18 protein-coding genes are annotated in these 22,769 nt (G+C 71.1%); 10 read left to right on the plus strand and 8 right to left on the minus strand.

Going from position 1 to position 22,769, the window contains the following annotated elements; all coding sequences use genetic code 11:
* Positions 1-396: 396 nt before the first annotated feature.
* Positions 397-1,347 carry an HAD family hydrolase gene (locus ACIQTP_RS23870; protein ID WP_403402786.1) on the minus strand — a complete coding sequence of 317 codons (951 nt, stop codon included), beginning with the start codon at positions 1,345-1,347 and terminating at the stop codon, positions 397-399.
* A 128-nt stretch (positions 1,348-1,475) separates the two neighbouring features.
* Between ACIQTP_RS23870 and ACIQTP_RS23875 the strand changes: the two genes are divergently transcribed.
* The 6 genes from ACIQTP_RS23875 (at position 1,476) to hemB (ending at position 8,678) form a co-directional block, all read left to right on the plus strand.
* A complete protein-coding gene (locus tag ACIQTP_RS23875; RefSeq protein WP_075033738.1) occupies positions 1,476-1,775 on the plus strand; it encodes a glutaredoxin family protein in 300 nt (99 codons plus the stop codon).
* 352 nt (positions 1,776-2,127) lie between these two features.
* On the plus strand, positions 2,128-2,892 hold the full coding sequence (locus tag ACIQTP_RS23880; RefSeq protein WP_402034308.1) for a redox-sensing transcriptional repressor Rex: 765 nt from the start codon (positions 2,128-2,130) through the stop codon (positions 2,890-2,892).
* Positions 2,889-4,658 carry a glutamyl-tRNA reductase gene (locus ACIQTP_RS23885; protein ID WP_403402791.1) on the plus strand — a complete coding sequence of 590 codons (1,770 nt, stop codon included), beginning with the start codon at positions 2,889-2,891 and terminating at the stop codon, positions 4,656-4,658. Before ACIQTP_RS23880 ends, ACIQTP_RS23885 begins: the two co-directional genes overlap by 4 nt.
* Positions 4,655-5,677, plus strand: coding sequence for a hydroxymethylbilane synthase (gene hemC, locus ACIQTP_RS23890; protein WP_403402794.1), 1,023 nt, complete (start codon positions 4,655-4,657; stop codon positions 5,675-5,677). Before ACIQTP_RS23885 ends, hemC begins: the two co-directional genes overlap by 4 nt.
* Positions 5,674-7,395 (plus strand): uroporphyrinogen-III synthase, encoded by a 1,722-nt coding sequence (locus ACIQTP_RS23895; protein WP_403402797.1) that lies wholly within the window; start codon positions 5,674-5,676, stop codon positions 7,393-7,395. The genes hemC and ACIQTP_RS23895 overlap by 4 nt, the downstream gene beginning before the upstream one ends.
* Positions 7,396-7,685: 290 nt before the next feature.
* On the plus strand, positions 7,686-8,678 hold the full coding sequence (gene hemB, locus ACIQTP_RS23900; protein WP_403402800.1) for a porphobilinogen synthase: 993 nt from the start codon (positions 7,686-7,688) through the stop codon (positions 8,676-8,678).
* Positions 8,679-8,692: 14 nt separating this feature from the next.
* Here hemB and ACIQTP_RS23905 read toward each other — a convergent pair whose 3' ends face one another.
* A complete protein-coding gene (locus ACIQTP_RS23905) occupies positions 8,693-9,403 on the minus strand; it encodes a DUF4232 domain-containing protein (protein WP_403402803.1) in 711 nt (236 codons plus the stop codon).
* Between the two features lie 210 nt (positions 9,404-9,613).
* On the opposite strand from ACIQTP_RS23905, the gene ACIQTP_RS23910 reads away from it, so the two are divergent.
* From ACIQTP_RS23910 to ACIQTP_RS23920, 3 genes are all read left to right on the plus strand, one after another.
* The gene (locus tag ACIQTP_RS23910) at positions 9,614-10,909 is read left to right on the plus strand and encodes a helix-turn-helix domain-containing protein (RefSeq protein ID WP_403402806.1); all 1,296 of its coding nucleotides are present in this window, start codon (positions 9,614-9,616) and stop codon (positions 10,907-10,909) included.
* An 81-nt stretch (positions 10,910-10,990) separates the two neighbouring features.
* Positions 10,991-11,893, plus strand: a complete 903-nt coding sequence (locus ACIQTP_RS23915) for an SAM-dependent methyltransferase (RefSeq protein ID WP_403402809.1) — start codon at positions 10,991-10,993, stop codon at positions 11,891-11,893.
* 253 nt (positions 11,894-12,146) lie between these two features.
* The gene (locus ACIQTP_RS23920) at positions 12,147-13,349 is read left to right on the plus strand and encodes a PLP-dependent aminotransferase family protein (protein WP_403402812.1); all 1,203 of its coding nucleotides are present in this window, start codon (positions 12,147-12,149) and stop codon (positions 13,347-13,349) included.
* 13 nt (positions 13,350-13,362) lie between these two features.
* Here the strand turns inward: ACIQTP_RS23920 and ACIQTP_RS23925 are convergent, their stop codons facing one another.
* The 3 genes from ACIQTP_RS23925 to argS all read right to left on the minus strand — a co-directional run bounded on the left by ACIQTP_RS23925 (position 13,363) and on the right by argS (position 17,275).
* The gene (locus tag ACIQTP_RS23925; protein ID WP_403402815.1) at positions 13,363-14,283 is read right to left on the minus strand and encodes a DUF4253 domain-containing protein; all 921 of its coding nucleotides are present in this window, start codon (positions 14,281-14,283) and stop codon (positions 13,363-13,365) included.
* A gap of 179 nt (positions 14,284-14,462) precedes the next feature.
* Positions 14,463-15,047, minus strand: a complete 585-nt coding sequence (locus ACIQTP_RS23930) for a lamin tail domain-containing protein (protein ID WP_403402818.1) — start codon at positions 15,045-15,047, stop codon at positions 14,463-14,465.
* 458 nt (positions 15,048-15,505) lie between these two features.
* Positions 15,506-17,275, minus strand: coding sequence for an arginine--tRNA ligase (gene argS / locus ACIQTP_RS23935; protein ID WP_403403390.1), 1,770 nt, complete (start codon positions 17,273-17,275; stop codon positions 15,506-15,508).
* Positions 17,276-17,421: 146 nt separating this feature from the next.
* Between argS and lysS the strand changes: the two genes are divergently transcribed.
* The gene (gene lysS, locus ACIQTP_RS23940; protein WP_403403393.1) at positions 17,422-19,164 is read left to right on the plus strand and encodes a lysine--tRNA ligase; all 1,743 of its coding nucleotides are present in this window, start codon (positions 17,422-17,424) and stop codon (positions 19,162-19,164) included.
* Between the two features lie 71 nt (positions 19,165-19,235).
* On the opposite strand, the gene ACIQTP_RS23945 is transcribed toward lysS, so the two are convergent.
* The 3 genes from ACIQTP_RS23945 to ACIQTP_RS23955 all read right to left on the minus strand — a co-directional run bounded on the left by ACIQTP_RS23945 (position 19,236) and on the right by ACIQTP_RS23955 (position 22,654).
* Entirely contained in the window at positions 19,236-20,573 is a 1,338-nt protein-coding gene (locus tag ACIQTP_RS23945; protein ID WP_403402821.1) for a DUF2637 domain-containing protein, read from the minus strand.
* 203 nt (positions 20,574-20,776) lie between these two features.
* Positions 20,777-21,667, minus strand: coding sequence for a DUF3558 family protein (locus ACIQTP_RS23950; protein ID WP_403402824.1), 891 nt, complete (start codon positions 21,665-21,667; stop codon positions 20,777-20,779).
* Positions 21,668-21,814: 147 nt separating this feature from the next.
* The gene (locus tag ACIQTP_RS23955; RefSeq protein WP_403402827.1) at positions 21,815-22,654 is read right to left on the minus strand and encodes a DUF3558 domain-containing protein; all 840 of its coding nucleotides are present in this window, start codon (positions 22,652-22,654) and stop codon (positions 21,815-21,817) included.
* Between the last annotated feature and the right edge of the window lie 115 nt (positions 22,655-22,769).

Below are 22,769 nucleotides of genomic sequence, written 5' to 3' on the forward strand. Positions count from 1 at the left end.
GCCGCGGGGGGGGGGGCGGGGGGGCGGGGGGGGGGGGGGGGGGGGGGGGGCCCCCCCCCCCCCGGGGGGGGGGGGGTGGGGGGGGGGGGGGGGGGGGCCGCCCGGCCGCGCAGTTCCCCGCGCCCCTGGGGCACGGGGCTGCGCCCCAGTGCCCCGGCGCCCCATCGGCCTGAGTGGCCTTGTCCTCGCACGCCGGACGGGCCGGAGGCTTTCAGGGGCGCGGGGAACTGCGCGCCGAGCCCCCACCGGCCGGTGGCCGAAGAACGTTGGGCGGGGCGGGGGGTCCGGGGCGTGGCCCCGCCTTAGGGGCGCGGGGAACTGCGCGACCAGCCCCCACCGGCCGGTAGTCGAAGAACGTTGGGCGGGCGGGGGATGCGGGGCGCGGCCCCGGGGGTGTCAGCGGCGGCGGCGGTGGAGGGCGATGGCGGCTGCTGTGCCGCCGGCCACCGCGCCGACGCCGGCCGCGGCGGGGATACCGACCTTCGCGGCCTTGCGGGCCGTGCGGTAGTCGCGCAGACGCCACTCGAACGTACGAGCGTGTTTGCGGAGCTTCGTGTCCGGGTTGATCGCGTAGGGGTGGCCGACCAGGGACAGCATGGGGATGTCGTTGTGGGAGTCGCTGTAGGCGGCGCAGCGGGAGAGGTCCAGACCCTCCGCGGCGGCCAGCGCGCGGACCGCCTCCGCCTTCGCCGGGCCGTGCAGGGGCTCGCCCACCAGCTTGCCCGTGTAGACGCCGTCCACCGACTCCGCGACCGTGCCCAGCGCACCGGTCAGGCCCAGCCGGCGGGCGATCACCGTGGCGATCTCCACGGGGGCCGCCGTGACCAGCCAGACCTTCTGGCCCGCGTCCAGGTGGGCCTGGGCGAGGGCGCGCGTACCGGGCCAGATGCGTTCGGCCATGTACTCGTCGTAGATCTCCTCGCCGATCGACATCAGCTCCGCGACCCGGTGACCCTTGACGATCGAGAGCGCCGAGTCACGGGCGTCCTGCATGTGTTCCGGGTCCTCGACGCCGGCCAGCCTGAACCACGCCTGCTGCCAGGCGAATCGGGCGAGGTCGCGGGTCTCGAAGAACTTCCGTTTGTACAGGCCCCGCCCGAAGTGGAAGAGCGCGGCGCCTTGCATCACGGTGTTGTCGAGGTCGAAGAAGGCCGCGGCCTTCTCGTCACCGAGGACCGGGAACTCAGGTTCCTGGTCGGGCGCGTCGGCGTCGGGCGCGGCGTCGTGGGCTAGATCCTCCAGTTCCTGGGAGGACTTGCGCGCTGCCTCCGCCGAGGCCTCGCCTGCCAACACGCTCCGCGCGGTGGCGGAGCGCCTACGGGGAGTGAGCCATCCGAGAGCGGCCATGTCGTGAGCATAGCCAGTTTGTTCGGAGCTTCCGGAGTCGAGAGGATGCGAGGCTGTGAACTCTCCGCGACCGAGCCGTTAAAGAAGTCGTCCGACCGGCATGTCCGGGCCGCGCGGGTGGCGGGAGAATGACCCGTATGAGTTCCATGTTCCGGCGCGGTGGGCGCCGTACGACGCAGAAGGCACCCTCGGAGCGGCTGGTCACGCTCATCAGGAAACCCGGTTGTCATCTGTGTGATGACGCACAAGAAGTGGTGGAGAAGGTGTGTGGGGATCTCGGGGTCCCCTGGGAGCACAAGGACATCACCGAGGATGAAGAGCTGCACCGTGCCTACTGGGAGCAGATCCCCGTGGTGCTGGTGGACGGGGCGCAGCACACGTTCTGGCGTGTGGACGAGGCGCGGCTGCGCAAAGCCCTCGCTCCGTAGCGGCGCCGCCCGGCGCGGCGTTCCGTCCGGATTGTGCCGTGATCGGGTCCGGACCCCGTCCTGACCGGTGAGTCCAACGGGTCCGGAAAGTCGCCTAGGATCGACGGCGATTGGTCTCGGGGGCGGGATTCGTTGAGGAGAGTGTGCGGTTTTGCCCCCTTCAGGTGCGGAACGAAGCTGTGCGCGGGCCGGTTCCATACGGGCGCGCCGGGAGTGCGTGACCCCCGTCACGTTGCCCGGGCAAATCGGACACCATCTTTGTGCACGCGTTCACAAAGACATAGCCTGCATTCGACGGGGCGGTCTAGGTACGTGTGACCGTCTGCAGCCCCGCGCTACCCGCAGGAGCACCGTGGCAACTGGCCGAACTCACCGACCGGCGACCCGCAGCCGAGGGATTCCCGAGGCCACCGTCGCCCGGCTTCCGCTGTACCTCCGAGCCCTCACCGCACTGTCGGAGCGCTCGGTACCCACGGTCTCCTCCGAGGAGCTCGCGGCCGCGGCCGGGGTCAACTCCGCGAAGCTGCGCAAGGACTTCTCCTACCTCGGCTCCTACGGGACGCGTGGTGTCGGGTACGACGTTGAGTATCTCGTGTACCAGATCTCCCGTGAGCTGGGCCTGACCCAGGACTGGCCGGTAGTGATCGTCGGTATCGGTAACCTCGGCGCCGCGCTGGCCAACTACGGCGGGTTCGCCTCCCGTGGTTTCCGGGTCGCCGCGCTGATCGACGCCGATCCGGAGATGGCCGGAAAGCAGGTCGCCGGGATCGCCGTGCAGCACAGCGACGGCCTCGAGAAGATCATCGACGAGAACGGCGTCTCCATCGGCGTCATCACCACCCCGCCGGGCGTGGCCCAGCAGGTCTGCGACCGCCTGGTCGCGGCCGGAGTCACCTCCATCCTCAACTTCGCGCCGACCGTCCTGTCCGTCCCGGACGGCGTCGACGTGCGCAAGGTCGATCTCTCGATCGAGCTGCAGATCCTCGCCTTCCACGAGCAGCGCAAGGCCGGCGAGGAGGCCGAGGCCCAGGCCGGTGCCGCCGCCGTGGCCCAGGCCGCCCAGAAGGACAACGGCAAAGGTCCTGACGGGGACGTCCCCGCCGTGATGCCGGCATGAGTCTCCTCGTCGTCGGGCTGAGCCACCGCAGCGCCCCGGTCAGCGTCCTGGAGCGGGCCACGCTGAACGCGGACGCCCAGATCAAGCTGCTGCAGGACACGGTCGCCGCCGAACCGGCCGCCGAGGCCACGCTGCTCGCCACCTGCAACCGCATCGAGCTGTACGCCGACGTGGACAAGTTCCACGCGGGCGTCGCCGAGCTGTCCACGCTGCTCGCCCAGCACAGCGGGGTCGGTCTCGACGAGCTCACCCCCCACCTCTACGTGCACTACGAGGACCGGGCCGTCCACCACCTCTTCTCGGTGGCCTGCGGGCTCGACTCGATGGTCGTGGGCGAGGGCCAGATCCTCGGCCAGATCAAGGACGCGCTCGCCACCGCGCAGGAGCTGCACTCCGCGGGCCGGCTGCTGAACGACCTGTTCCAGCAGTCGCTGCGGGTCGGCAAGCGCGCGCACTCCGAGACCGGCATCGACCGCGCCGGGCAGTCCCTCGTCACCTTCGGCCTCCAGCAGCTGTCGGCCGGCACCGCCGTCGACGCCTGGGCCAAGGGCAAGAAGGCCCTCGTCATCGGCGCGGGCTCGATGTCCTCGCTGGCCGCGGCGACGCTCGCGCGCGCCGGAGTCTCCGAGATCGTCATCGCCAACCGCACGCCGGACCGCTCTGAGCGGCTCGCGCAGATCCTCAACGAGAACGAGGGCGGCGACACGCACGTGCTGGCCCGCGCGGTCCCGATGGATTCGGTGCCGCTCGAGCTGACACGTGCCGACATCGCCATCTCCTGCACCGGCGCCACCGGGCTCGTCCTGACGGCCGAGTCGGTCGCGGCGGCCGTGGAAGGACGTACGGGAGAGTCCGTGGTCACGGCCGAGTCGGCGGCGAAGCCCGCCGTGCGCGGTGCCGGCTCCGCTCGTACGGCGTCGCCCGCGGCCGTGGACGACCAGGCGCGGCCCGCCCCCACCAGTGCCGGCACCGACGACGACTGCCCGCTCGACCTGTCCGCCGTGCAGGGCACGGCCGGCTTCTCCGTGCTCGGCGAGGCCGCCGTCGCCGGAATGGCCGCCGCCGAGCTGGAGCAGCACGCGGCCTGGGTGGACAAGGGCGATGTCGCGGCCCGTGCCCCGCGCGGGGCGGCCGTACTCGACCCGGAGGCCGACGCCGACGCCATCGCCGCGCTGGTGCTGGCCGTCGCCACCGTCGGCCGGGTGCCCGAGCGCCGCAGGCCCGAGCCGGTCGCCGAGGCGCCCCGGCCCGCGCCCGTGCTCGCGTTGCTGGACCTGGCCATGCCCCGTGACATCGACGCGGCCGTGCACCGGCTGCTCGGCGTGCGGCTCGTCGACATCGAGTCGCTGGCCGAGGCGTCCGCGGACGCGCCGATGGCGGCGGACGTGGACCAGGTGCGGAGGATCGTTTCCGACGAGGTGGCTGCCTTCAGCGCCGCCCAGCGGGCCGCCCACATCACCCCCACCGTCGTGGCGCTGCGCACCATGGCCGCCGACCTCGTCGCGAGCGAGATCGCGCGGCTCGACGGGCGGCTGCCGGACCTCGACGACAAGGAGCGGGGCGAGATCACGCAGACCGTGCGGCGCGTCGTCGACAAGCTGCTGCACGCGCCGACCGTACGGGTCAAGCAACTCGCCGCCGAACCCGGCGGCGCCGGGTACGCGGACGCGCTGCGAACCCTGTTCGACCTGGACCCCGAGACGGTCGCCTCCGTCTCGCGGGCCGAGAACAACAACGAGAACGCCAAGAACCGAGGGCGAGCATGAGTGAGCCACGTGAGCCACGTGCGCCGCAGGGGCAGGCTGGAGCGCCCCAAGGGCGACCAGATGAGAAGGCGGCACTGAGGCTGGGGACCAGGCGCAGCAAGCTCGCCATGGCCCAGTCCGGGCTGGTGGCGCAGGCCGTGAGCCAGGTGACCGGCAGGCCCGTCGAGTTCGTGGAGATCACGACGTACGGCGACACCTCCCGTGAGCACCTCGCCCAGATCGGCGGCACGGGCGTCTTCGTGACCGCGCTGCGCGAGGCGCTGCTGCTCGGCGAGGTCGACTTCGCCGTGCACTCCCTGAAGGACCTGCCGACCGGGCAGCCCGACGAGCTCGCGCTGGCCGCCGTGCCGCTGCGCGAGGACCCGCGCGACGTGCTCGTCGCCCGCGACGGGCTGCGCTTCGAGGAGCTCCCGGACGGCGCGCGCGTCGGCACCGGATCGCCGCGCCGGATGGCCCAGCTGAACGCGTACGCCCGCAACCACGGGATGACGATCGAGACGGTCGCGATCCGTGGGAACGTCGACACGCGGATCGGATACGTACGCAGCGGGGAGCTCGACGCCGTCGTGCTCGCCGCCGCCGGCCTCGGCCGCCTGGGGCGGATAGAGGACGTGACGGACTTCCTGTCCGTCGACACCGTTTTGCCCGCCCCCGGCCAGGGGGCCCTGGCGATCGAGTGTGCCGCGGACAACGCGGATCTCGTCGCCGCGCTCGGCGAACTCGACGACCCGTTCACCCGGGCCGCCGTGACCGCAGAGCGGTCCCTGCTCGCCGCCCTGGAGGCCGGCTGCAGCGCACCCGTGGGTGCTCTCGCCGACCTTTTGGCCGACGGGCAGATTGTCAAGGAGATGCGCCTGCGCGGCGTCGTCGGCACGACCGACGGCACGACGCTGGTGCAGCTGTCCACCACCGGTCCCGTGCCCGAGACACATGACCAAGCAATGGCGCTCGGCCGTGAACTCGCCGCCGAGATGCTTGCCAAGGGCGCGGCCGGTCTGATGGGGGAGCGAGCACATTGAGCCCCACCAACCTTCCCGCCGGTCCCGAACACGGGCACGTCACCTTCCTCGGTGCCGGACCCGGAGATCCGGGACTACTGACACTGCGCGCCGTCGAGGCGCTGGCGAACGCGGATGTTCTCGTCGCCGAGTACGAGGTACTCGACATGGTCCGCGTCCATGCCAGACAAGGCGTCGCCGTACTGAGTACGAATACGGACGGGGGGACGCCTTTGGGCACGTCTTCCAGTACGTATCCGGGCACAGGCACGCCTCAACTAGCGGTTGTTGACGCCGTGTCAACGACCGCTGGTGACCCCGCGTTGAGGGACGCTGCCAATCTTGTCATGGAGGCCGCGCGGGGCGGCAAGCGGGTCGTGCGTGCGGTGTCCGGTGACCCCGGGCTCGACACGTACGCCGCCGAGGAGATGCTGGCCTGTGCCGCCGCGGGCGTGCCGTTCGAGGTCGTGCCGGGTGTCGCCGCGGCCGTGGGCGTGCCCGCGTACGCCGGTGTGCCGCTGCGCGACGCGCAGGGCGCCGACGTGCGGTTCGTCGACGCGCGTACGGCCTCCGACCGGTGCTGGACCGAGGTCGGGGCGTCGGACGGGACGGTCGTGGTCTCGTCGACACTGGACTCCGTGGCCGCCGCCGCGGGCGAGCTGGTCGCGGCCGGTCGCAAGCCGGACACGCCGATGACGGTGACGATCGCCGGTACGACCACCCGTCAGCGGACCTGGGCGGCCACGCTCGGGACGATCGCCCAGACCCTGAAGCAGGCGAAGGTGCTGCCGTCCCCGGACGGTGGGCGCCCGGTGATAGCCGTGGTCGGTGAGCGTTCCGCCGCGGCTCAGCGTGAGCAGCTCTCGTGGTTCGAGTCCAAGCCGCTGTTCGGCTGGAAGGTGCTCGTGCCGCGGACGAAGGAGCAGGCGGCCTCGCTCTCCGACCAGCTGCGCTCCTACGGCGCCGTGCCGCACGAGGTGCCGACGATCGCCGTCGAGCCGCCGCGGACGCCGCAGCAGATGGAGCGCGCGGTCAAGGGCCTGGTGACGGGCCGCTACGAGTGGATCGCCTTCACCTCCCTGAACGCGGTCAAGGCCGTGCGGGAGAAGTTCGAGGAGTACGGGCTCGACGCGCGGGCCTTCGCCGGGATCAAGGTCGCGGCGGTGGGTGAGCAGACGGCGAAGGCGCTGGTCGCCTTCGGCGTGAAGCCGGATCTCGTGCCGAGCGGTGAGCAGTCGGCCGCGGGGCTTCTGGAGGACTGGCCGCCGTACGACCCGGTGTTCGACCCGATCGACCGGGTGTTCCTGCCGCGGGCCGACATCGCCACCGAGACGCTGGTCGCGGGGCTCATCGACCTGGGCTGGGAGGTCGACGACGTCACGGCCTACCGGACCGTACGGGCCTCGCCGCCGCCGGCGGATACGCGGGAGGCGATCAAGGGGGGCGGTTTCGACGCCGTGCTCTTCACGTCGTCCTCGACCGTGCGCAATCTCGTGGGCATCGCGGGCAAGCCGCACAACGTGACGGTGATCGCCTGCATCGGTCCGGCCACCGCCAAGACGGCGGAGGAGCACGGGCTGCGGGTCGATGTCATGGCTCCGGAGCCGTCCGTGCACAAGCTGGCTGAGGCGTTGGCGGACTTCGGTCTCCGACGGAGGGCTGCCGCCGCGGAGGCGGGGGATCCGGTTACTCGGCCGAGTGAGCGTCGGCCGGGGGCGCGGAGGCGTCGCACGACGTAGGCGTGTGTGGGGGGTGTGGGGCGGTCGGGGCGGACCAAGGGTTTTCCGCCCCCGCCGCCCCTACCCGTCCCATCCCTACCTGGGGGCTCCGCCCCCAGACCCCCGGGTGGGTTCTTCGGCTGCGGGCGAGTGGGGGCCGGTCGCGCAGTTCCCCGCGCCCCTGACGGGGTGCGAAGAACTGCGCGCCAAGCCTCCACCGGTCGTCAGTCGAACAGGGACCCCTGGCATCCGGGGCCGTACCGGCAAGGTGTCGGCAAGGGGGGTCGAGGGGCGGGCGTAGCGTAGGGGGCATGACGAAGTACGGATCCTTCCCCGGTACGCGGCCGCGGCGGCTGCGTACGACGCCGGTCATGCGGCGCATGGTCGCCGAGACCCGGCTGCACCCCGCCGACTTCATCCTCCCCGCGTTCGTACGGGAGGGCGTGAGCGAGCCGGTTCCCGTCGCGACGATGCCCGGCGTCGTGCAGCACACGCGCGACAGCCTGAAGAAGGCCGCGCTGGAGGCCGTGGAGGCCGGGATCTCCGGCATCATGCTCTTCGGTGTGCCGGAGGACGCGAAGAAGGACGCCGTCGGGACTCCCGGGACCGACCCGGACGGGATTCTGCAGGTCGCCCTCCGCGACGTGCGCGCCGAGGTCGGCGACGAACTGCTCGTCATGTCCGATCTGTGTCTCGACGAGACCACCGACCACGGGCACTGCGGAGTGCTCGACGCGGAAGGCCGCGTCGACAACGACGCGACCCTGGAGCGGTACGCCGAGATGGCCCAGGTCCAGGCCGACGCCGGGGCCCACGTGGTGGGGCCCAGCGGGATGATGGACGGGCAGATCGGGGTCGTCCGGGACGCCCTGGACCAGATCGGGCGCGAGGACGTCGCCATCCTCGCCTACACCGCGAAGTACTCCTCCGCCTTCTACGGGCCCTTCCGGGAGGCCGTCGCCTCCTCGCTGAAGGGCGACCGCAAGACGTACCAGCAGGACCCCGCCAACGCGCGGGAGTCCCTGCGGGAGCTGGCCCTCGATCTGGAGGAGGGGGCCGACATGGTGATGGTGAAACCGGCGGGGCCGTATCTGGACATCCTGGCGCGGGTCGCGGACTCCGTCGACGTGCCCGTGGCCGCCTACCAGATCTCCGGCGAGTACTCGATGATCGAGGCGGCGGCCGAGAAGGGCTGGATCGACCGCGACAAGGCGATCCTGGAGACGCTGACCGGCATCAAGCGGGCCGGCGCCCAGAACATCCTCACCTACTGGGCCACCGAGGTCGCCCAGAAGCTCCGCTAGGGCCTGGCAGCCGCTCAGTAGGCCAGCGCGTCGTCCAGGCTCTGCTGCCAGTACGTCACCGTGAGCTTGTCGTCCACGTACACGCCCTTCGCCGGGAGCGCCGGGGTGGCGCTGCGGCCCTTGGCGAAGCCGACGACGAGGGTCTTGGCCGTGTAGCCGTTGCCGCCGCTGCCGTCGGCGGCCGAGAGCAGGACGCCCGCGTAGCCGGACTCGCCCGGGGCCAGCGTGACGACCGCCTGCGGGTGGGTCGACTCGGCGACCGGCGGGACCGACTGGGCCTCGCCGAGGCGGGCGATCGGGTAGCCGGTCAGATCGCAGTTCTTCGCACCGGTGTTGGTGACGGTGAGGAGCAGGTGGTTGAGGGGGCGGGAGACCTCGGTCGCGGTGGTCTTGGTGTTGGCGCCGTTGCAGGCGGGGTTGCGGGTGCTCGTGGTTCCTGCGCCGTTCTTGCCGGAGGAACCGGAGCCGCCGCTGGTGCCCGCAGTGGTGGTGCCCGCCGTGGTGGTGCTCTTCGGGGCGGCCGTCGAGCCCCCCGTCCCGCCCGCCGGCTTCGCCTTCGTACCGCCGCCGGCCGTGGACCCGGTCGGCTGCGCCGAGGACTTGGACGATGCGGACGGACCCTCGTCACGTACGCCCTTTCCGTTGTCGCACGCCGTGAGGGCGAACGCGGCGAGCGCGACCGTCGTGGCGGCGAGGAGGCGGGTGCGGGCGGTGCGTGCGGACATGGGTGATCCCCCTGTGGGTGTGGCTGGTTGGCAGCCGCTCGACCGGTCGAGCGGAGCGGCGTGCTTGGATGACCACAGCTTGTCGGCTGATCCGTCCCGGCCGCCACGGTTGCCGGGGGATACGGGACGCCGGAACGGTCGTATCGGGTCTGACCAGGGGGAATACCGTCCCCCTGGAACGCGGACCGGGACGCGGGGGGTGGAGGAACAGTGGACGGGGACGAGTTCGCGGGGCTGCTGCGGGAGCTGAAGGAGCGGTCCGGACTCAGCTACGGGGTGCTCGCGAAGCGGCTGCACGTGAGTACGTCCACGCTGCATCGGTACGTCAACGGGGACGCCGTACCCACGGACTACGCACCCGTGGAGCGGCTCGCGCGCGCGTGCGGGGCGAGTCCCGAGGAACTGGTGGAGCTGCATCGGCGGTGGGTGCGGGCGGATGTGCTGCGGGGGCAGAAGGTGGTGTCCGCGGCGCCCGTGACGGATGTGGAGTCCGTGGAGTCCGTGACCCCGGTGGAGGGGGAGGGTTCCTCGGGGGAGCCGGCTGCTGCTGCGGATGCCGAGGTTGCCGGCGCGCCCTCGGGTGAGGCTTCGAGCGGACGGCGGCGACGGCGTACGGTCCTCCTCGCCTCGGCCGCCGTCGCCGCGGTGCTCGCGTCCGCCGCGCTCGCGGTGCGGTTCGTACCGGACGGCAAGGGTGACGGGAGCGGGGGGCGGGAGGTCTTGGGCGCCGCCGCGTCGTCCGGTCCCCGGGAGGGTTCGCGCGGGACGGCGTCAGCCGACGGCAAGCCCCGGAAGCCGTCCGCCTCGGTCAGCGCCTCCGTCTCCGCCTCGCACGGTGGTGGGCCCGAGGTGTCCGTCTCGACGGCGGCTCCGGGTGGCAGTACGGGCCAGAACGTCGCCGACGGCGCCACCGCGCCCGTCGTGGCCGTCAACCCGTACAAGTGGGAGGGCCCGTGCAGCCAGCACTACCTGTTGAACCGGAAGGCCGAGCTGGTGCCCCCGCCGCCGAACGAGTCGGACGCGCGCGGGTGGGTCACGGCGCTCGGCGGAGTGGCCGCTCAGGAGCAGATGCTCGCGCTGACCGTGCAGGGGACCGGGAAGGCCACCGTGGTCCTGGAGGGGCTGCACGTGCGGGTGGTGGGGAAGGACGCGCCGCTCGCCTGGAACGACTATGCGATGGGCGTCGGCTGCGGCGGCGGCGTGGCGACGAAGTCGTTCGCCGTGGATCTCGACGCCGGACGGCCCGTGACCACGCCCAAGGCCGGGCAGCGGGACTTCCCCTACAAGGTCAGCGAGTCCGATCCCGAGGTCTTCTATGTCTTCGCGGACGCGCGGGCGCACGACGTGAGCTGGTACCTGGAGCTCGACTGGTCCAGTGGGGCGCGCGGTGGCACGGTGCGTATCGACGACGACGGGAAGCCGTTCCGGACGAGCGGGAATGTGGGGCGGCCCGCGTACGACTATCCGCTGGGCGGCAGCGAGTGGGGCACGGCCGCGACGGGTTAGTCAGGGGAGGGGCACTATCAAGTCCCCCTAGGAGTTACGTTGTTGCCCAGTGAATGACGCGACTCTCCAGGGAGAGGCTTTATGCCCGGTGATGCTCTCAGCCAGGACCCCGCCGAGCTGAGAAGGAGGATTGACACCACCAAGGCGCACCCGGCGCGCGTCTACGACGTCTTCCTCGGGGGCAAGGACAACTACCCGGTCGACCGGTCCGCGGCCGCCGCGGCGATCGTGGCCAATCCGCGGGGCTACCTCGACGTCCGGCACAACCGGGACTTCCTGCGGAGGGCGGTCACCACGCTGACCCAGGAAGCGGGGATCCGCCAGTTCCTGGACATCGGTACGGGGTTGCCGACGCAGGAGAACGTCCACCAGATCGCGCAGCGGATCACTCCGCAGTCGCGCGTCGTGTACGTCGACAACGACCCCGTTGTGCTCGCTCACGCGCGTGCGTTGCTCACCAGTGGGCCCGAGGGGCAGACGGACTACATCGACGCGGACCTCGAGGAGCCCGCGCGGATTCTCCAAGAGGCCGCGAAGACTCTCGACTTCGAGCAGCCGATCGCGCTCGTGCTGGTGGCGATCCTGCACTTCATAGAGGACGAGCAGGCCTATCCGATCGTGCGTGAGCTGGTGGAGGCGTTGCCTTCGGGCAGCCGGCTCGTGCTCAGCCATCTCACCGAGGATCTCAACGCGGAGAACATTCGGGCGGTTCAACGGACGTTCACCGAGCGGGGGTTCACGTTCGTGCTGCGGTCCAGGGCCGAGGTGGAGCGGTTCTTCACGGAGAACGGGCTCGAGGTGGAGGAGCCGGGTGTCGTGCCCGTGCACCGGTGGCGGCCGGACGGGGCGGCTCCGCTGCCCGAAAAGGTGGATCCCGCGTACCTTGCCACCCTCGACGACATCGAGAAGGTCCGCTACCGCGACATCAACGATGTGACGGACGCGGACATCAATGTGTACGGCGTGACGGCCATCAAGCCCTGACACCCGCCCCCGCCGCCCCTGCCTGCCCCATCCCGGGGGCTCCGCCCCCAGCCCCCGGCTGCGTTCGCCGCCCGCCGGTGGGTGGGGGCTGAGCGCGCAGTTCCCCGCGCCCCTGAAGACTCCGGCCGGCCTGAGTCTTCAGCGAGGGAAGTTCTTCGTGTCCGTATCGCGGAATTGGTCGGTGTAGGGCACAGGTGCCTCCTTAGGGTGGCGGACCAGGGGTTGTGGGAGCCGTAGGAGAAGGAGTCGTCTTGTGACCGGTCTCGGGATTGCTCAAGCCGTGCCACCGCTCGCCGCGCGGGCCACCGCGATCGGTGGGTCGCCGGTACGGGAGATCCTCGCGGTGACCGCGCGGCCGGAAGTGATCAACTTCGCGGGCGGGCTGCCGGCACCGGAACTGTTCGACGCGGAGGGGATCGCCGCCGCGTTCCGTGACGTGCTCGCCCACGAGCCCGAGCGTGCGCTGCAGTACTCGACCACCGAGGGCGAGCCCGTGCTGCGGGCGGCCCTCGCGGAGCGGACCACCGCACGCGGGCTGCCGACGGACGCCGACGACGTACTGGTCACCACCGGATCGCAGCAGGCGCTCTCGCTGCTCGCCACCGTCCTGCTCGAGCCCGGTGCCACCGTGCTCGTCGAAAGCCCCTGTTATCTGGCGGCACTCCAGGCGTTCGCGTTCGCCGGGGCGCGGGTGGTCGCGGTGCCGGTGGATGCGGACGGGGGCGGGATCGACCCGGACGCGCTCGACGAGCTTGTCACTCGCGAGCGGCCCAAGCTGCTCTACACCGTGCCGACCTTTCAGAACCCGACCGGCCGGACCATGGCGGGTGAGCGCCGGGCCGCCGTCGCGTCCGTAGCCGCCCGGCGCGGGGTGTGGATCGTCGAGGACGACCCGTACGGCGAGCTCCGTTTCGAGGGCGAGCGGGTGCCGTGGATCGCCTCGTACGACGGCGCCCAGGACCGGACTGTACTGCTCGGCTCCTTCTCCAAGGTCATGGCACCCGGCCTCAGGCTCGGCTGGCTGCGGGCCCCCGCCGCACTGCTGCGGGCGTGCGCCGTCGCCAAGCAGGCCGCCGATCTGCACACCCCGACCGTCAACCAGCTCGCCGCCGCGCGTTATCTCGCCGACCGGGACCTCGACGCCCATGTGGCACGGGTCGCGGGCGTGTACCGCGAGCGGCGCGACGCCATGCTGGCGGGTATCGCCGACGCCCTTCCGGCCGGGTCCACGTGGACCCGGCCCGAGGGCGGCATGTTCCTCTGGGCACGGCTGGCGGAGTCGTACGACACCACGGCCCTGCTCCGGGGAGTGGTGGAGCAGGGAGTGGCGTACGTGCCGGGCGCGCCCTTCTACGCCGGGGAGCCCGACGCCGCGACGCTGCGCCTGTGCTTCGTCACCCAGACCCCGGACGAGATCGGTGAGGGGCTGCGGCGGTTGGCGAAGGGGCTTCGGTAGCCAAGGGAGCCGGTCAGTCCCACCAGAAGGACCACACCCGCCTGCCGAGCACCTCGTCCGCCGCGTACGCGCGCAGCGTCTCGCTCCCGCCCTGCGTGATGTTGTCCGGGCAGAAGGCGAAGTGCTCGGCGGCCACCGCCTCTGCCTCGGCCGCCGTCGTGGGCGGGGCCGCCACCGACAGGACCAGCTGGTCGAAGGTGAGGGCCACGACCCGTATGCCGAAGCGGTCCTCCCAGGAGCGCAGGACCGCGCAGAGGCGGCCCACGTCGCCCTCGTAGTTCAGCGGACCGGACCAGCCGATCGCCGCCGGGATGTCCGCGCTGCGGCGCGCCGGAACCAGGGCGAGGCGCGGCTCCTTCAGCCAGGAGCCGCCGCCCGCGAGGGAGTCGGCGACCTCGGCGGCCCGGTCGTCCGCGTCCGCCTCGGGCGCGGTGGCCGGTGCCAGGCCGGGCCACTGCACGCCGTGCGGCGCGATCGTCTCGGCGAACTCCTCGGCCTCACCGAAGAGTTCGGTGACCGCTTCCTTGCCGGGGTAGTCCACGTCGGCGTCGAGCTCGAGCTCGTCCTCCGCGTACTCCTCCCAGTACCCCGCCAGTACCTCGTCGGCGTCGTGATCCCCCGGATACGACATCTCCTCGGGCATCAACTCCCACTCCTGCGGGCCGCCCTGGCTGCCGCCGACGTCTATGAGGAGGGGGAGCAGGCCGGCCGTGCGCGGGGCGGAACCCAGCGTGGCCCAGTCTCCGGGGGCGGCCGGTGCCTCGGTGTGCCACAGCAACGGCGCGTGCCAGGGGCCGTCGTCCTCCCCCGCTGCCTCAAGGGCGTGGGAGGTACCCCCAGTGTCGATCAGTTTCCCGGGCGGGAGTTCGAGGCCGAGCGCGCGCCCGCTCGGATCTGCCGCCAGCGAGGGCAGCGGGTTCGGAAGTGTCGCCATGCCGGTGACTTTAGGGCCCGTCACTGACAACGCACCTCGGGGTCCGCCCACCAGGTCCTGGAGCGGCCGGGGCACACATGCGCGGCGTGCCACAGGTGGTTCGTGGCACGCCGCGCGAAGAGGGTCAGGCGCGGGTCGAGGGCGGCGCAGTCCGTACGCCGGTCCCGACCCGCCGGGGGTCAGCGGTGGCCGTGGCCCGGACCGCGGCCGTGGTCGTCGCCGTGGCCCGGACCACGGCCGTGGTCGTCGCCGTGGCCCGGACCGCGGCCGTGGTCGTCGCCGTGGCTGCGGTCGTTGCCGTGGTGCCTGGCGTCCCAGGAGATGGTGTCGACCACACGACGGTGGTCGTTGCGGAGCGTGGCGGTGTCCTTGCGGTCGTCCCAGACGAAGTTGCGGCGGTCCTGGTAGACGTCGCGGTAGGTGTCACGGCCGACGCCGGTGTGGACGCGGACGCTGGAGTGGCTGTTCAGGCGCAGGTGGTGGAACGTGTAGACGCGGCCCTCCCGGTTGGACAGCGTCCAGTCGTCCAGGTTCACGCTGTCGCGCCCGCTGTTGGTGATCTGCACCCACTCCTCGTTCAGCGAGCGGTTGGACCTGGAGCCGTGCCCCGGGGCGTCGTACTGGACCTTGCTGATCTCCACCTGCGAACCGCGCGGCGCGGTTCCGTTGGCCGCCGCCGGCAGGGCGGCTGCCCCCACCAGCGCGGCGGCGGACAGAGCGGCGGCGGCCAGGCGACGGGCCGTGAAGGTCTGCGAAGCGGTCATGGGTGCCCCCTTGGGGTACTGGCGGGCCCTGACGACAGGATCGCCGTCGGCCCGCTGTTCGTGCACCCGGCCTGCTGGCCGGACACCGCATAGCTTGCCGACTGAAGTGCTCCGCTACGTCCGGGAATCGGGGGGCGTTGCCGATCAACGACATTGCCGTGATAGTCGCCTGTAGTGTGCACGTTTTGTGAAGGTGTGTCGGGTTGACGCCTCTTCGGGGGGTGTGGCCGCATCAGTACTGGCCTGCGCCACTTCTTCGCCATGCCGCGCCACCCGTCCGCGACCTCCGCCGTCACCCGAAAGTGAGTAACAGTCCAGAGCGGGCAGGGGTACCCGCTCGGGTGGTCGTGCGTCCGCGTGTTCGGGTGCGGAAACGCCTGATCCCGCAGGCGCGTCAGCGGCCTACGGGATCAGGTACTACAGGGTGGGGTACGCCGGGCTCGGCGACCCGCGGGAGATCAGAGACGCTCGGGTGTCCTGATGCCCAGCAGGGCCATGCCCTGGTGCAGAGTGCGGGCCGTGAGGTCGCACAGGAACAGGCGGTTCTCGACCTGCGCCGGGGTGTCCGCCTTCAGGACCGGGCACTCCGAGTAGAACGTCGTGTACAGGGACGCCAGCTGGTACAGGTACGCCGCCAGCTTGTGCGGGGCGTACTCGCCGGCGACCTCCGCGATCGTCTCCGCGAAGCGGTCCAGGTGCAGGCCCAACTCACGCTCGGCCGCGGCCAGTTCCAGATCCGGGTGAGCCGCCGGGCGGACCTCGCCCGCCTTGCGCAGGATCGACTGGATACGGGCGTACGCGTACTGGAGGTACACGGACGTGTCGCCGTTGAGCGACACCATCTGGTCCAGGTCGAACTTGTAGTCGCGGTTCGCCGACGTCGACAGGTCGGCGTACTTGACCGCGCCGATACCCACCTGCGTGCCGCGCTCGGAGATCTCCTCCTCCGACAGCTGCCCCAGGGTGTCCTTCTCCCGCACGACCGCCGTGGCCCGCTCGATCGCCTCGTCCAGCAGATCCACCAGCCGGACCGTCTCGCCCTCACGCGTCTTGAACGGCTTGCCGTCCTTGCCCAGCACCGTGCCGAAGGCCAGCTGCTGCGCCCGCACGTCGTCGCTCAGCCAGCCCGCCCTGCGCGCGGTCTCGAAGACCATCTTGAAGTGCAGGGACTGACGGGCGTCGACCACGTAGACGAGGGTGTTCGCCTTCAGGTTGAAGACACGGTCCCTGATCGCCGAGAGGTCGGTCGCCGCGTAGCCGTAGCCACCGTCCGACTTCTTCACGATCAGCGGGACCGGGTTGCCGTCCGGGCCCTTCACGTCGTCGAAGAACACACAGAGCGCACCGTCGGAGCGGACCGCCACGCCCGACTCCTCCAGGAGGCGGCAGGTCTCGTCCAGCATGTCGTTGTAGCCCGACTCGCCGACCACGTCCGGGTCCCGGATCTCCATGTCCAGCTTGTCGAAGACCGAGTAGAAGTAGATCTTCGACTCGTCCACGAACTTCTGCCACATGGCGAGGGTCTCGGGCTCGCCCGCCTGGAGGTCGACCACCCGGCGCCGCGCCCGCGTCTTGAACTCCTCGTCGGAGTCGAAGAGCGTCCGCGCCGCCTTGTAGAGCCGGTTCAGGTTCGACATGGCCTCCTCGCCGGAGACCTCCGCCTCGCCCTTGTGGTCCAGCTCGTGCGGGTGCTCGATCAGGTACTGGATGAGCATGCCGAACTGGGTGCCCCAGTCGCCGATGTGATGGCGCCGGACCACACTCTCGCCGGTGAACTCCAGGATCTGGACCACCGCGTCGCCGATGACCGCCGACCGCAGGTGACCGACGTGCATCTCCTTCGCCACGTTCGGCTGCGCGTAGTCGATGACCGTGGTGCCCGGGTTCTCCGCGAGCGGCACGCCGAGGCGCTCGCCGTCCTCGTACCGCGCCGCCAGGTTCTCGGTGATGGCCTGGTCGGTGATCGTGATGTTCAGGAAACCGGGCCCCGAGACCTCGATGTCCTTGATCACGTCACCCGACTCGACCCGCGCCACGACCTGCGTCGCCAGCTCCCTCGGGTTCGCCTTCGCCTTCTTCGCGAGGGCCAGGATCCCGTTGGCCTGGAAGTCGGCCCGGTCGCTTCGTCGCAGCAGCGGGTCCGCGGAACCGGCCTCCGGCAGGGCTGCCGAGAGGGCGTCCGCGAGGCGCTGGTGGACGGAGGCGGTGAGGGACGTGACCGAGGCCATGGAGTGGCTGCCGTTCTGCTCGGGTTCCGGGAGTTTCTGAGTACAGGAAAGCCAGTATCCCATGCGGTGAAAAGCCGTTTTCGCGGTTCAGGCCCGAGCTGGGAGAATGGTGCGGTCAGCCGTACTGGCGTATGAGAAAGAAGGACGTGCCGATCGTGGCTCAGAGCACCGAGACCACCGACTGGGTCTCCCGTTTCGCGGATGAGGTCATCGAGGAATCGGAGCGTCGGGCCCCGGGCAAACCTGTGGTCGTCGCGTCCGGGCTCTCCCCCTCCGGCCCGATCCACCTCGGCAACCTCCGCGAGGTGATGACCCCGCACCTGGTCGCCGACGAGATCCGCCGCCGCGGGTACACCGTGCGCCACCTGCTCTCCTGGGACGACTACGACCGCTACCGCAAGGTCCCGGCCGGCGTCCCCGGCATCGACGAGTCCTGGGCCGAGCACATCGGCAAGCCGCTGACCTCCGTCCCCGCCCCCAAGGGATCCGAGCACCCGAACTGGGCCGAGCACTTCAAGGCCGCCATGGTCGAGGCGCTGGCCGAGCTCGGCGTCGAGTACGACGGGATCAGCCAGACCGAGCAGTACACCTCCGGTGTCTACCGCGACCAGGTGCTGTTCGCGATGAAGCACCGCGGTGACATCGACGCGATCCTCGACCAGTACCGGACCAAGAAGGGCCCCGCGAAGAAGCAGCAGGGCCAGAAGCCGGTCGACGAGGCCGAGCTCGAAGCCGCCGAAGGCTCCGGCGCCGCCGCCGAGGACGACGGCAGCTCGGCCGCCGGGTACTACCCGTACAAGCCCTACTGCGGGCAGTGCGACAAGGACCTCACCACCGTCACCTCGTACGACGACGAGACCACCGAGCTGGCGTACACCTGCTCCGCCTGCGGCTTCTCCGACACCGTCCGGCTGAGCGAGTTCAACCGCGGCAAGCTGGTCTGGAAGGTCGACTGGCCCATGCGCTGGGCCTACGAGGGCGTCATCTTCGAGCCCAGCGGGGTCGACCACTCCTCTCCGGGGTCCTCCTTCCAGGTGGGCGGCCAGATCGTGGGCATCTTCGGCGGCAAGCAGCCGATCGGGCCCATGTACGCGTTCGTCGGCATCTCCGGCATGGCCAAGATGTCCAGCAGCAAGGGCGGGGTGCCCACTCCGGCCGACGCGCTCCAGATCATGGAGCCGCAGCTGCTGCGCTGGCTGTACGCCCGCCGCCGTCCCAACCAGTCGTTCAAGATCGCCTTCGACCAGGAGATCCAGCGGCTCTACGACGAGTGGGACAAGCTCGCGGGCAAGGTCACCGACGGCTCGGTCCTCCCGGCCGACGCCGCCGCCTACGCGCGCGCGGTCGGCACCGCCGCCGGGGAGCTGCCCAGGACCCCCCGCCCGATGCCGTACCGCACCCTCGCCTCCGTCGCCGACATCACCGCCGGCGCCGAGGACCAGACCCTGCGGATCCTGAGCGAGCTCGACCCCGAGAACCCGCTCGCCTCCCTGGACGAGGTCAGGCCCCGCCTCGACAAGGCCGAGACCTGGATCAACACCCAGGTGCCGGCCGAGGAACGCACCGTCGTGCGCGACGAGCCCGACGTCGAACTGCTCAAGTCGCTCGACGACCAGGGCCGCGAGTCGCTGCGACTGCTCCTCGACGGACTCGAGCGGAACTGGTCCCTCGACGGCCTGTCCCACCTCGTCTACGGCGTCCCCAAGGTCCAGGCCGGCTTCCCCGCCGACGCCACCGCCAAGGAGCTCCCGCCGGAGATCAAGGTCGCCCAGCGCACGTTCTTCGCGCTGCTGTACCACCTGCTGGTCGGGCGCGACACCGGTCCGCGCCTGCCCACGCTGCTGCTCGCGGTCGGACAGGACCGGGTGCGGGCGCTGCTCGCGGCGTAGGCGTTCGGCTGTACGAGGAAGGGGGCGCCCGGTGATCACCGGGCGCCCCCTTCCCGTGCACGCTGACGTGCCTACGCGATGTGGTCTTCCTGGAGCTCCGCCGTGTGGCGGTTGGTGAAGCGGTTGACCATGCGGTCGGCCTCGCGCTGCGGGAGCGTGGTGCCGTACGTCGCCTCCACGTCGCCCCTGAACTGGCCCGAGGTCGGATAGCTGCCGTCTATCGACTTCTTGAAGACCAGGTAGTAGTCCTCCTCGGTCGGCTCCGAGCCGCCGCCCGCACCCAGCTCACGGGTACGGCCCGGGCCGGACGGGATCGGAAAGGTACCGGTGTCCTCCGGAGACGGCTCCGGGGCAGGCTGCTCCTCGTACCGCTGCTGCGGGAACGTCTGCTGCTGCGGAAACGTCTGCTGCTCGAACCGCTGCTGTTCCTCGAACTGCTGCCGAGCCCGGAACTGCTGCTCCTCGAACTGCTCGGCCTGCTGCTGCTCCTCGTACCACTGCCGGTACGCGACATCCGGGTCGTACGTCGGGTCGTAGTCGCCCTGATACGCGACGGACTGGGGGTCCCGCGCCTGAAGCCACTGGCTCTGCGGCTCGCCGTAGTCCTCCGGCTGCCCGGGGGGCTCGTTCGCCCCGGCGGCGGGAAGCTGTTCCCGGACAGGCGCCGCGTTGCTCTGTACGACGGGTGCCGTCGGTTCCGGCTCGCGCGCCACCCGCAACTGCGGCGCGGGGGGCAGCACCGCGGGCTCGATGCCGGCCGCCGCCAGGCCCGAGGGGGCGGTCTCGGCGAGCGGCACGCCGTAGCGGGCCAGGCGCAGCGGCATCAACGACTCCACCGGGGCCTTGCGGCGCCAGGCCCGGCCGAAGCGGGAGCGCAGGCGGGCCTGGTAGACGAGACGTTCCTGCTCCAGCTTGATGACCTGCTCGTAGGAGCGCAGCTCCCACAGCTTCATCCGGCGCCACAGGAGGAAGGTGGGGACCGGCGAGAGCATCCAGCGGGTGAGGCGGACGCCCTCCATGTGCTTGTCGGCGGTGATGTCCGCGATCCGGCCGATCGCGTGCCGGGCCGCCTCGACGGAGACCACGAACAGGACCGGGATGACGGCGTGCATGCCGACGCCCAGCGGGTCCGGCCAGGCCGCCGCGCCGTTGAAGGCGATCGTCGCGACCGTCAGCAGCCACGCCGTCTGGCGCAGCAGCGGGAAGGGGATGCGGATCCAGGTCAGCAGGAGATCCAGGGCGAGCAGGACGCAGATGCCCGCGTCGATGCCTATCGGGAACACGTACGCGAAGTTCCCGAAGCCCTTCTTGAGGGCCAGCTCGCGCACGGCCGCGTACGAACCGGCGAAGCCGATACCCGCGATGACGAGCGCACCGGCGACGACCACACCGATGAGAATCCGGTGCATTCGTGTGAGCTGGATTGGCGCGGCCACCCGTACTCCCCTTCCCTTGCATGTTGTTGCGCGCAACAGGGTGGCACATGTGTACGGCGCACGGGCGGCCGGTATGGCAGGAGCCCGGCCCGCGAGGCGACCGGGCTCCGTCAAATGCCCTGCTGGGCAGGCGAGTTGCGCGCCGAAGCCCGTTGAATGTCAGTACTTCTCGAAGGTCAGTTCTTCTTGCTGGCCGACGCCGAGGGCTTGGAGCTGGCCGACGCCGACGGGGAAGCCGGCTTGGAGGGGCTCGCCGACTTGGAGGGGGAGGCCGACTGCGACGGGGCGGTGGTCGCCCGGCTGCCGTCCTGGTTCGCGGAAGCCACCGAGGCCACCGCCTCCTTGGCGGCCTTCTCCGCGGCCTTCGTCAGGTCGTCCGCGCTGGGGGCCTTGTCGCCGGCGAGACCGGCGCCGTTGTAGTCGAGCGTGATGACGACGTTCTCGACGCGCGTCACGACCGTCTGCTGCTGGAAGGAGCCTTCCTTCTTCTTCAGGCCGTAGCGCACCGCCGTCGACGCGTCGCCGATCCCGGAGACCGGCTCCGACCGGACGCCCGTCGCGCCGGGCACCGTCTGCGCGTCCTTGACCTGCTTGTCGTAGTAGGTCTGCGCGAGCTGGTTGCCCTCACCGCGGGTCGCGTCCGAGTCGAAACGCAGCAGGGAGACGTTCAGCCAGCGGAACTGGGAACCCTTGACGCCCTTGTTGTCGAGGCTGTTCCAGGAGCAGCTGCTGCGGTCCTTCGCGTCGTCCGACTTGCCCGACTTGGCAGACTTCAGGCCCTTCGGCACGAGTTCGCCCAGCGTCTTCTTCGAGAACACCGCGCAGGGGGCCGGCAGCGTCGGGTACGCGGCCGGCTTGACGGCGTCCGCGGAGGTGCTCGGGGACGCGGACGAGGTCGCGGCGGTGCCCTTCTGGGCGGCGTTGTCGGCGCTGGAACCCGATCCCGAGCCGGAGCCGGAGTCCGAGGAACAGCCGGCGGCGGCGAGTGCCACCGGGACGGCGGCTGCGCTGACAAGGATGCGGGTGAGTCGCGGGGCTCGGCCTACTCGCTGTGCTGGTCGGTGCATGGTTCCTTCACTCGTGGCGCTCGTGGTGCGATCGCACATGGCAGGTGCGACCGGTCGGGTCCGAGGGGCCACGGTACGCGGTGAGGCAGCGATGCGGTTCCTGTTCGCGGGGTTCGCGTGGGGTGCCCCCGCGCCCCGGCGGACCCGCTAGCCGTTGAACCGGTCGACGAGCTTCTGCGCCAGATTCCGGGCCGTGTCCTGCATTTCTTTGCTGTCCGGGGTGCCGGTGGAAGCGGTCGGCTGCTCGGCGTACTCGATCCTCACGATCACGTTGGACGTGCGGAACACCACAGTCACGGTGCGCTGCTGGGCCGTCGAAGACGTGGAGCTGAGCTTGTCGTTGAGGAACGCCTCGTCGCCCAGGCCGCTGAGTTTGCGGGGCTGGAGGTCGGCGGGGGTCTCGCTCGCGCCGGCGGAGGCCGAGGCCGAGGCCGAGGCCGAGGCCGAGGCCGAGGCGGAGGAGGTGGCCGAGGAGGCGGGCGCCGAGGGGGTGGCGGTGGCGGAGCCGGTGTCGGACGGCGTGGCCGAGGCGGAGGGCTCGGGGAGGTTCGCCGCGCTCTCCTCGGTCGCGTAGATGTCCTGGGCGCGGGAGTCGTCGCTCACCGCGTTGTCGTAGGAGACCACGCGCTCGAAGTCGACGTTGAGATGGTCGGTGGCGTCCGTGGACTCCACCTTCCAGCCGCAGCCGACGCGGCGGTCGGTGTCGTAGGTGAGGGTGGCCTGGCCCTCGTACGCCTTGTCGCGCTGGTCCTGGTCGGTGATCTGTTTGATGCCGGGCAGCAGGGAGTCGAGGCTGTCGTGGCTCACCGCGGCGCAGGCCTCCGGGAGCGTGCGGTACTTGCCCGGCTGGGCGGCCGGGGTGTTCACGCTGACGTCGCCCGGCTTGGGGTCGCTCGCCGTGCCGTTGCTTGCCGAACCTCCGGTGCAGCCGGCCAGCAGGGCCCCGAGGAGCGCGGCGATGCCGGGGACGTATGCCTTCCGCTGCACGGTCGGGCTCCTCTCGACGGCTCCCTGGGCCTGCGGCCGGGATGCTCTGTGGTGCTGTCCTGTGATTGTCGCTGGTTATTCGGTTGCCGCGTGGGGGCGGCCCCTGCAGACAATG

It is taken from the genome of Streptomyces sp. NPDC090798, from assembly GCF_044768965.1.
In the GTDB taxonomy this organism is placed as follows: domain Bacteria; phylum Actinomycetota; class Actinomycetes; order Streptomycetales; family Streptomycetaceae; genus Streptomyces.

Bases quoted from the DNA above. Each gene is read 5' to 3' on its own strand.
- ACIQTP_RS23870 (WP_403402786.1), bottom strand. From the start codon at position 1,347: ATGGCCGCTCTCGGATGGCTCACTCCCCGTAGGCGCTCCGCCACCGCG.
- ACIQTP_RS23875 (WP_075033738.1), top strand. From the start codon at position 1,476: ATGACCCGTATGAGTTCCATGTTCCGGCGCGGTGGGCGCCGTACGACG.
- ACIQTP_RS23885 (WP_403402791.1), top strand. From the start codon at position 2,889: ATGAGTCTCCTCGTCGTCGGGCTGAGCCACCGCAGCGCCCCGGTCAGC.
- hemC (WP_403402794.1), top strand. From the start codon at position 4,655: ATGAGTGAGCCACGTGAGCCACGTGCGCCGCAGGGGCAGGCTGGAGCG.
- hemB (WP_403402800.1), top strand. From the start codon at position 7,686: ATGACGAAGTACGGATCCTTCCCCGGTACGCGGCCGCGGCGGCTGCGT.
- ACIQTP_RS23905 (WP_403402803.1), bottom strand. From the start codon at position 9,403: ATGTCCGCACGCACCGCCCGCACCCGCCTCCTCGCCGCCACGACGGTC.
- ACIQTP_RS23915 (WP_403402809.1), top strand. From the start codon at position 10,991: ATGCCCGGTGATGCTCTCAGCCAGGACCCCGCCGAGCTGAGAAGGAGG.
- ACIQTP_RS23925 (WP_403402815.1), bottom strand. From the start codon at position 14,283: ATGGCGACACTTCCGAACCCGCTGCCCTCGCTGGCGGCAGATCCGAGC.
- ACIQTP_RS23930 (WP_403402818.1), bottom strand. From the start codon at position 15,047: ATGACCGCTTCGCAGACCTTCACGGCCCGTCGCCTGGCCGCCGCCGCT.
- argS (WP_403403390.1), bottom strand. From the start codon at position 17,275: ATGGCCTCGGTCACGTCCCTCACCGCCTCCGTCCACCAGCGCCTCGCG.
- ACIQTP_RS23945 (WP_403402821.1), bottom strand. From the start codon at position 20,573: ATGCACCGGATTCTCATCGGTGTGGTCGTCGCCGGTGCGCTCGTCATC.
- ACIQTP_RS23950 (WP_403402824.1), bottom strand. From the start codon at position 21,667: ATGCACCGACCAGCACAGCGAGTAGGCCGAGCCCCGCGACTCACCCGC.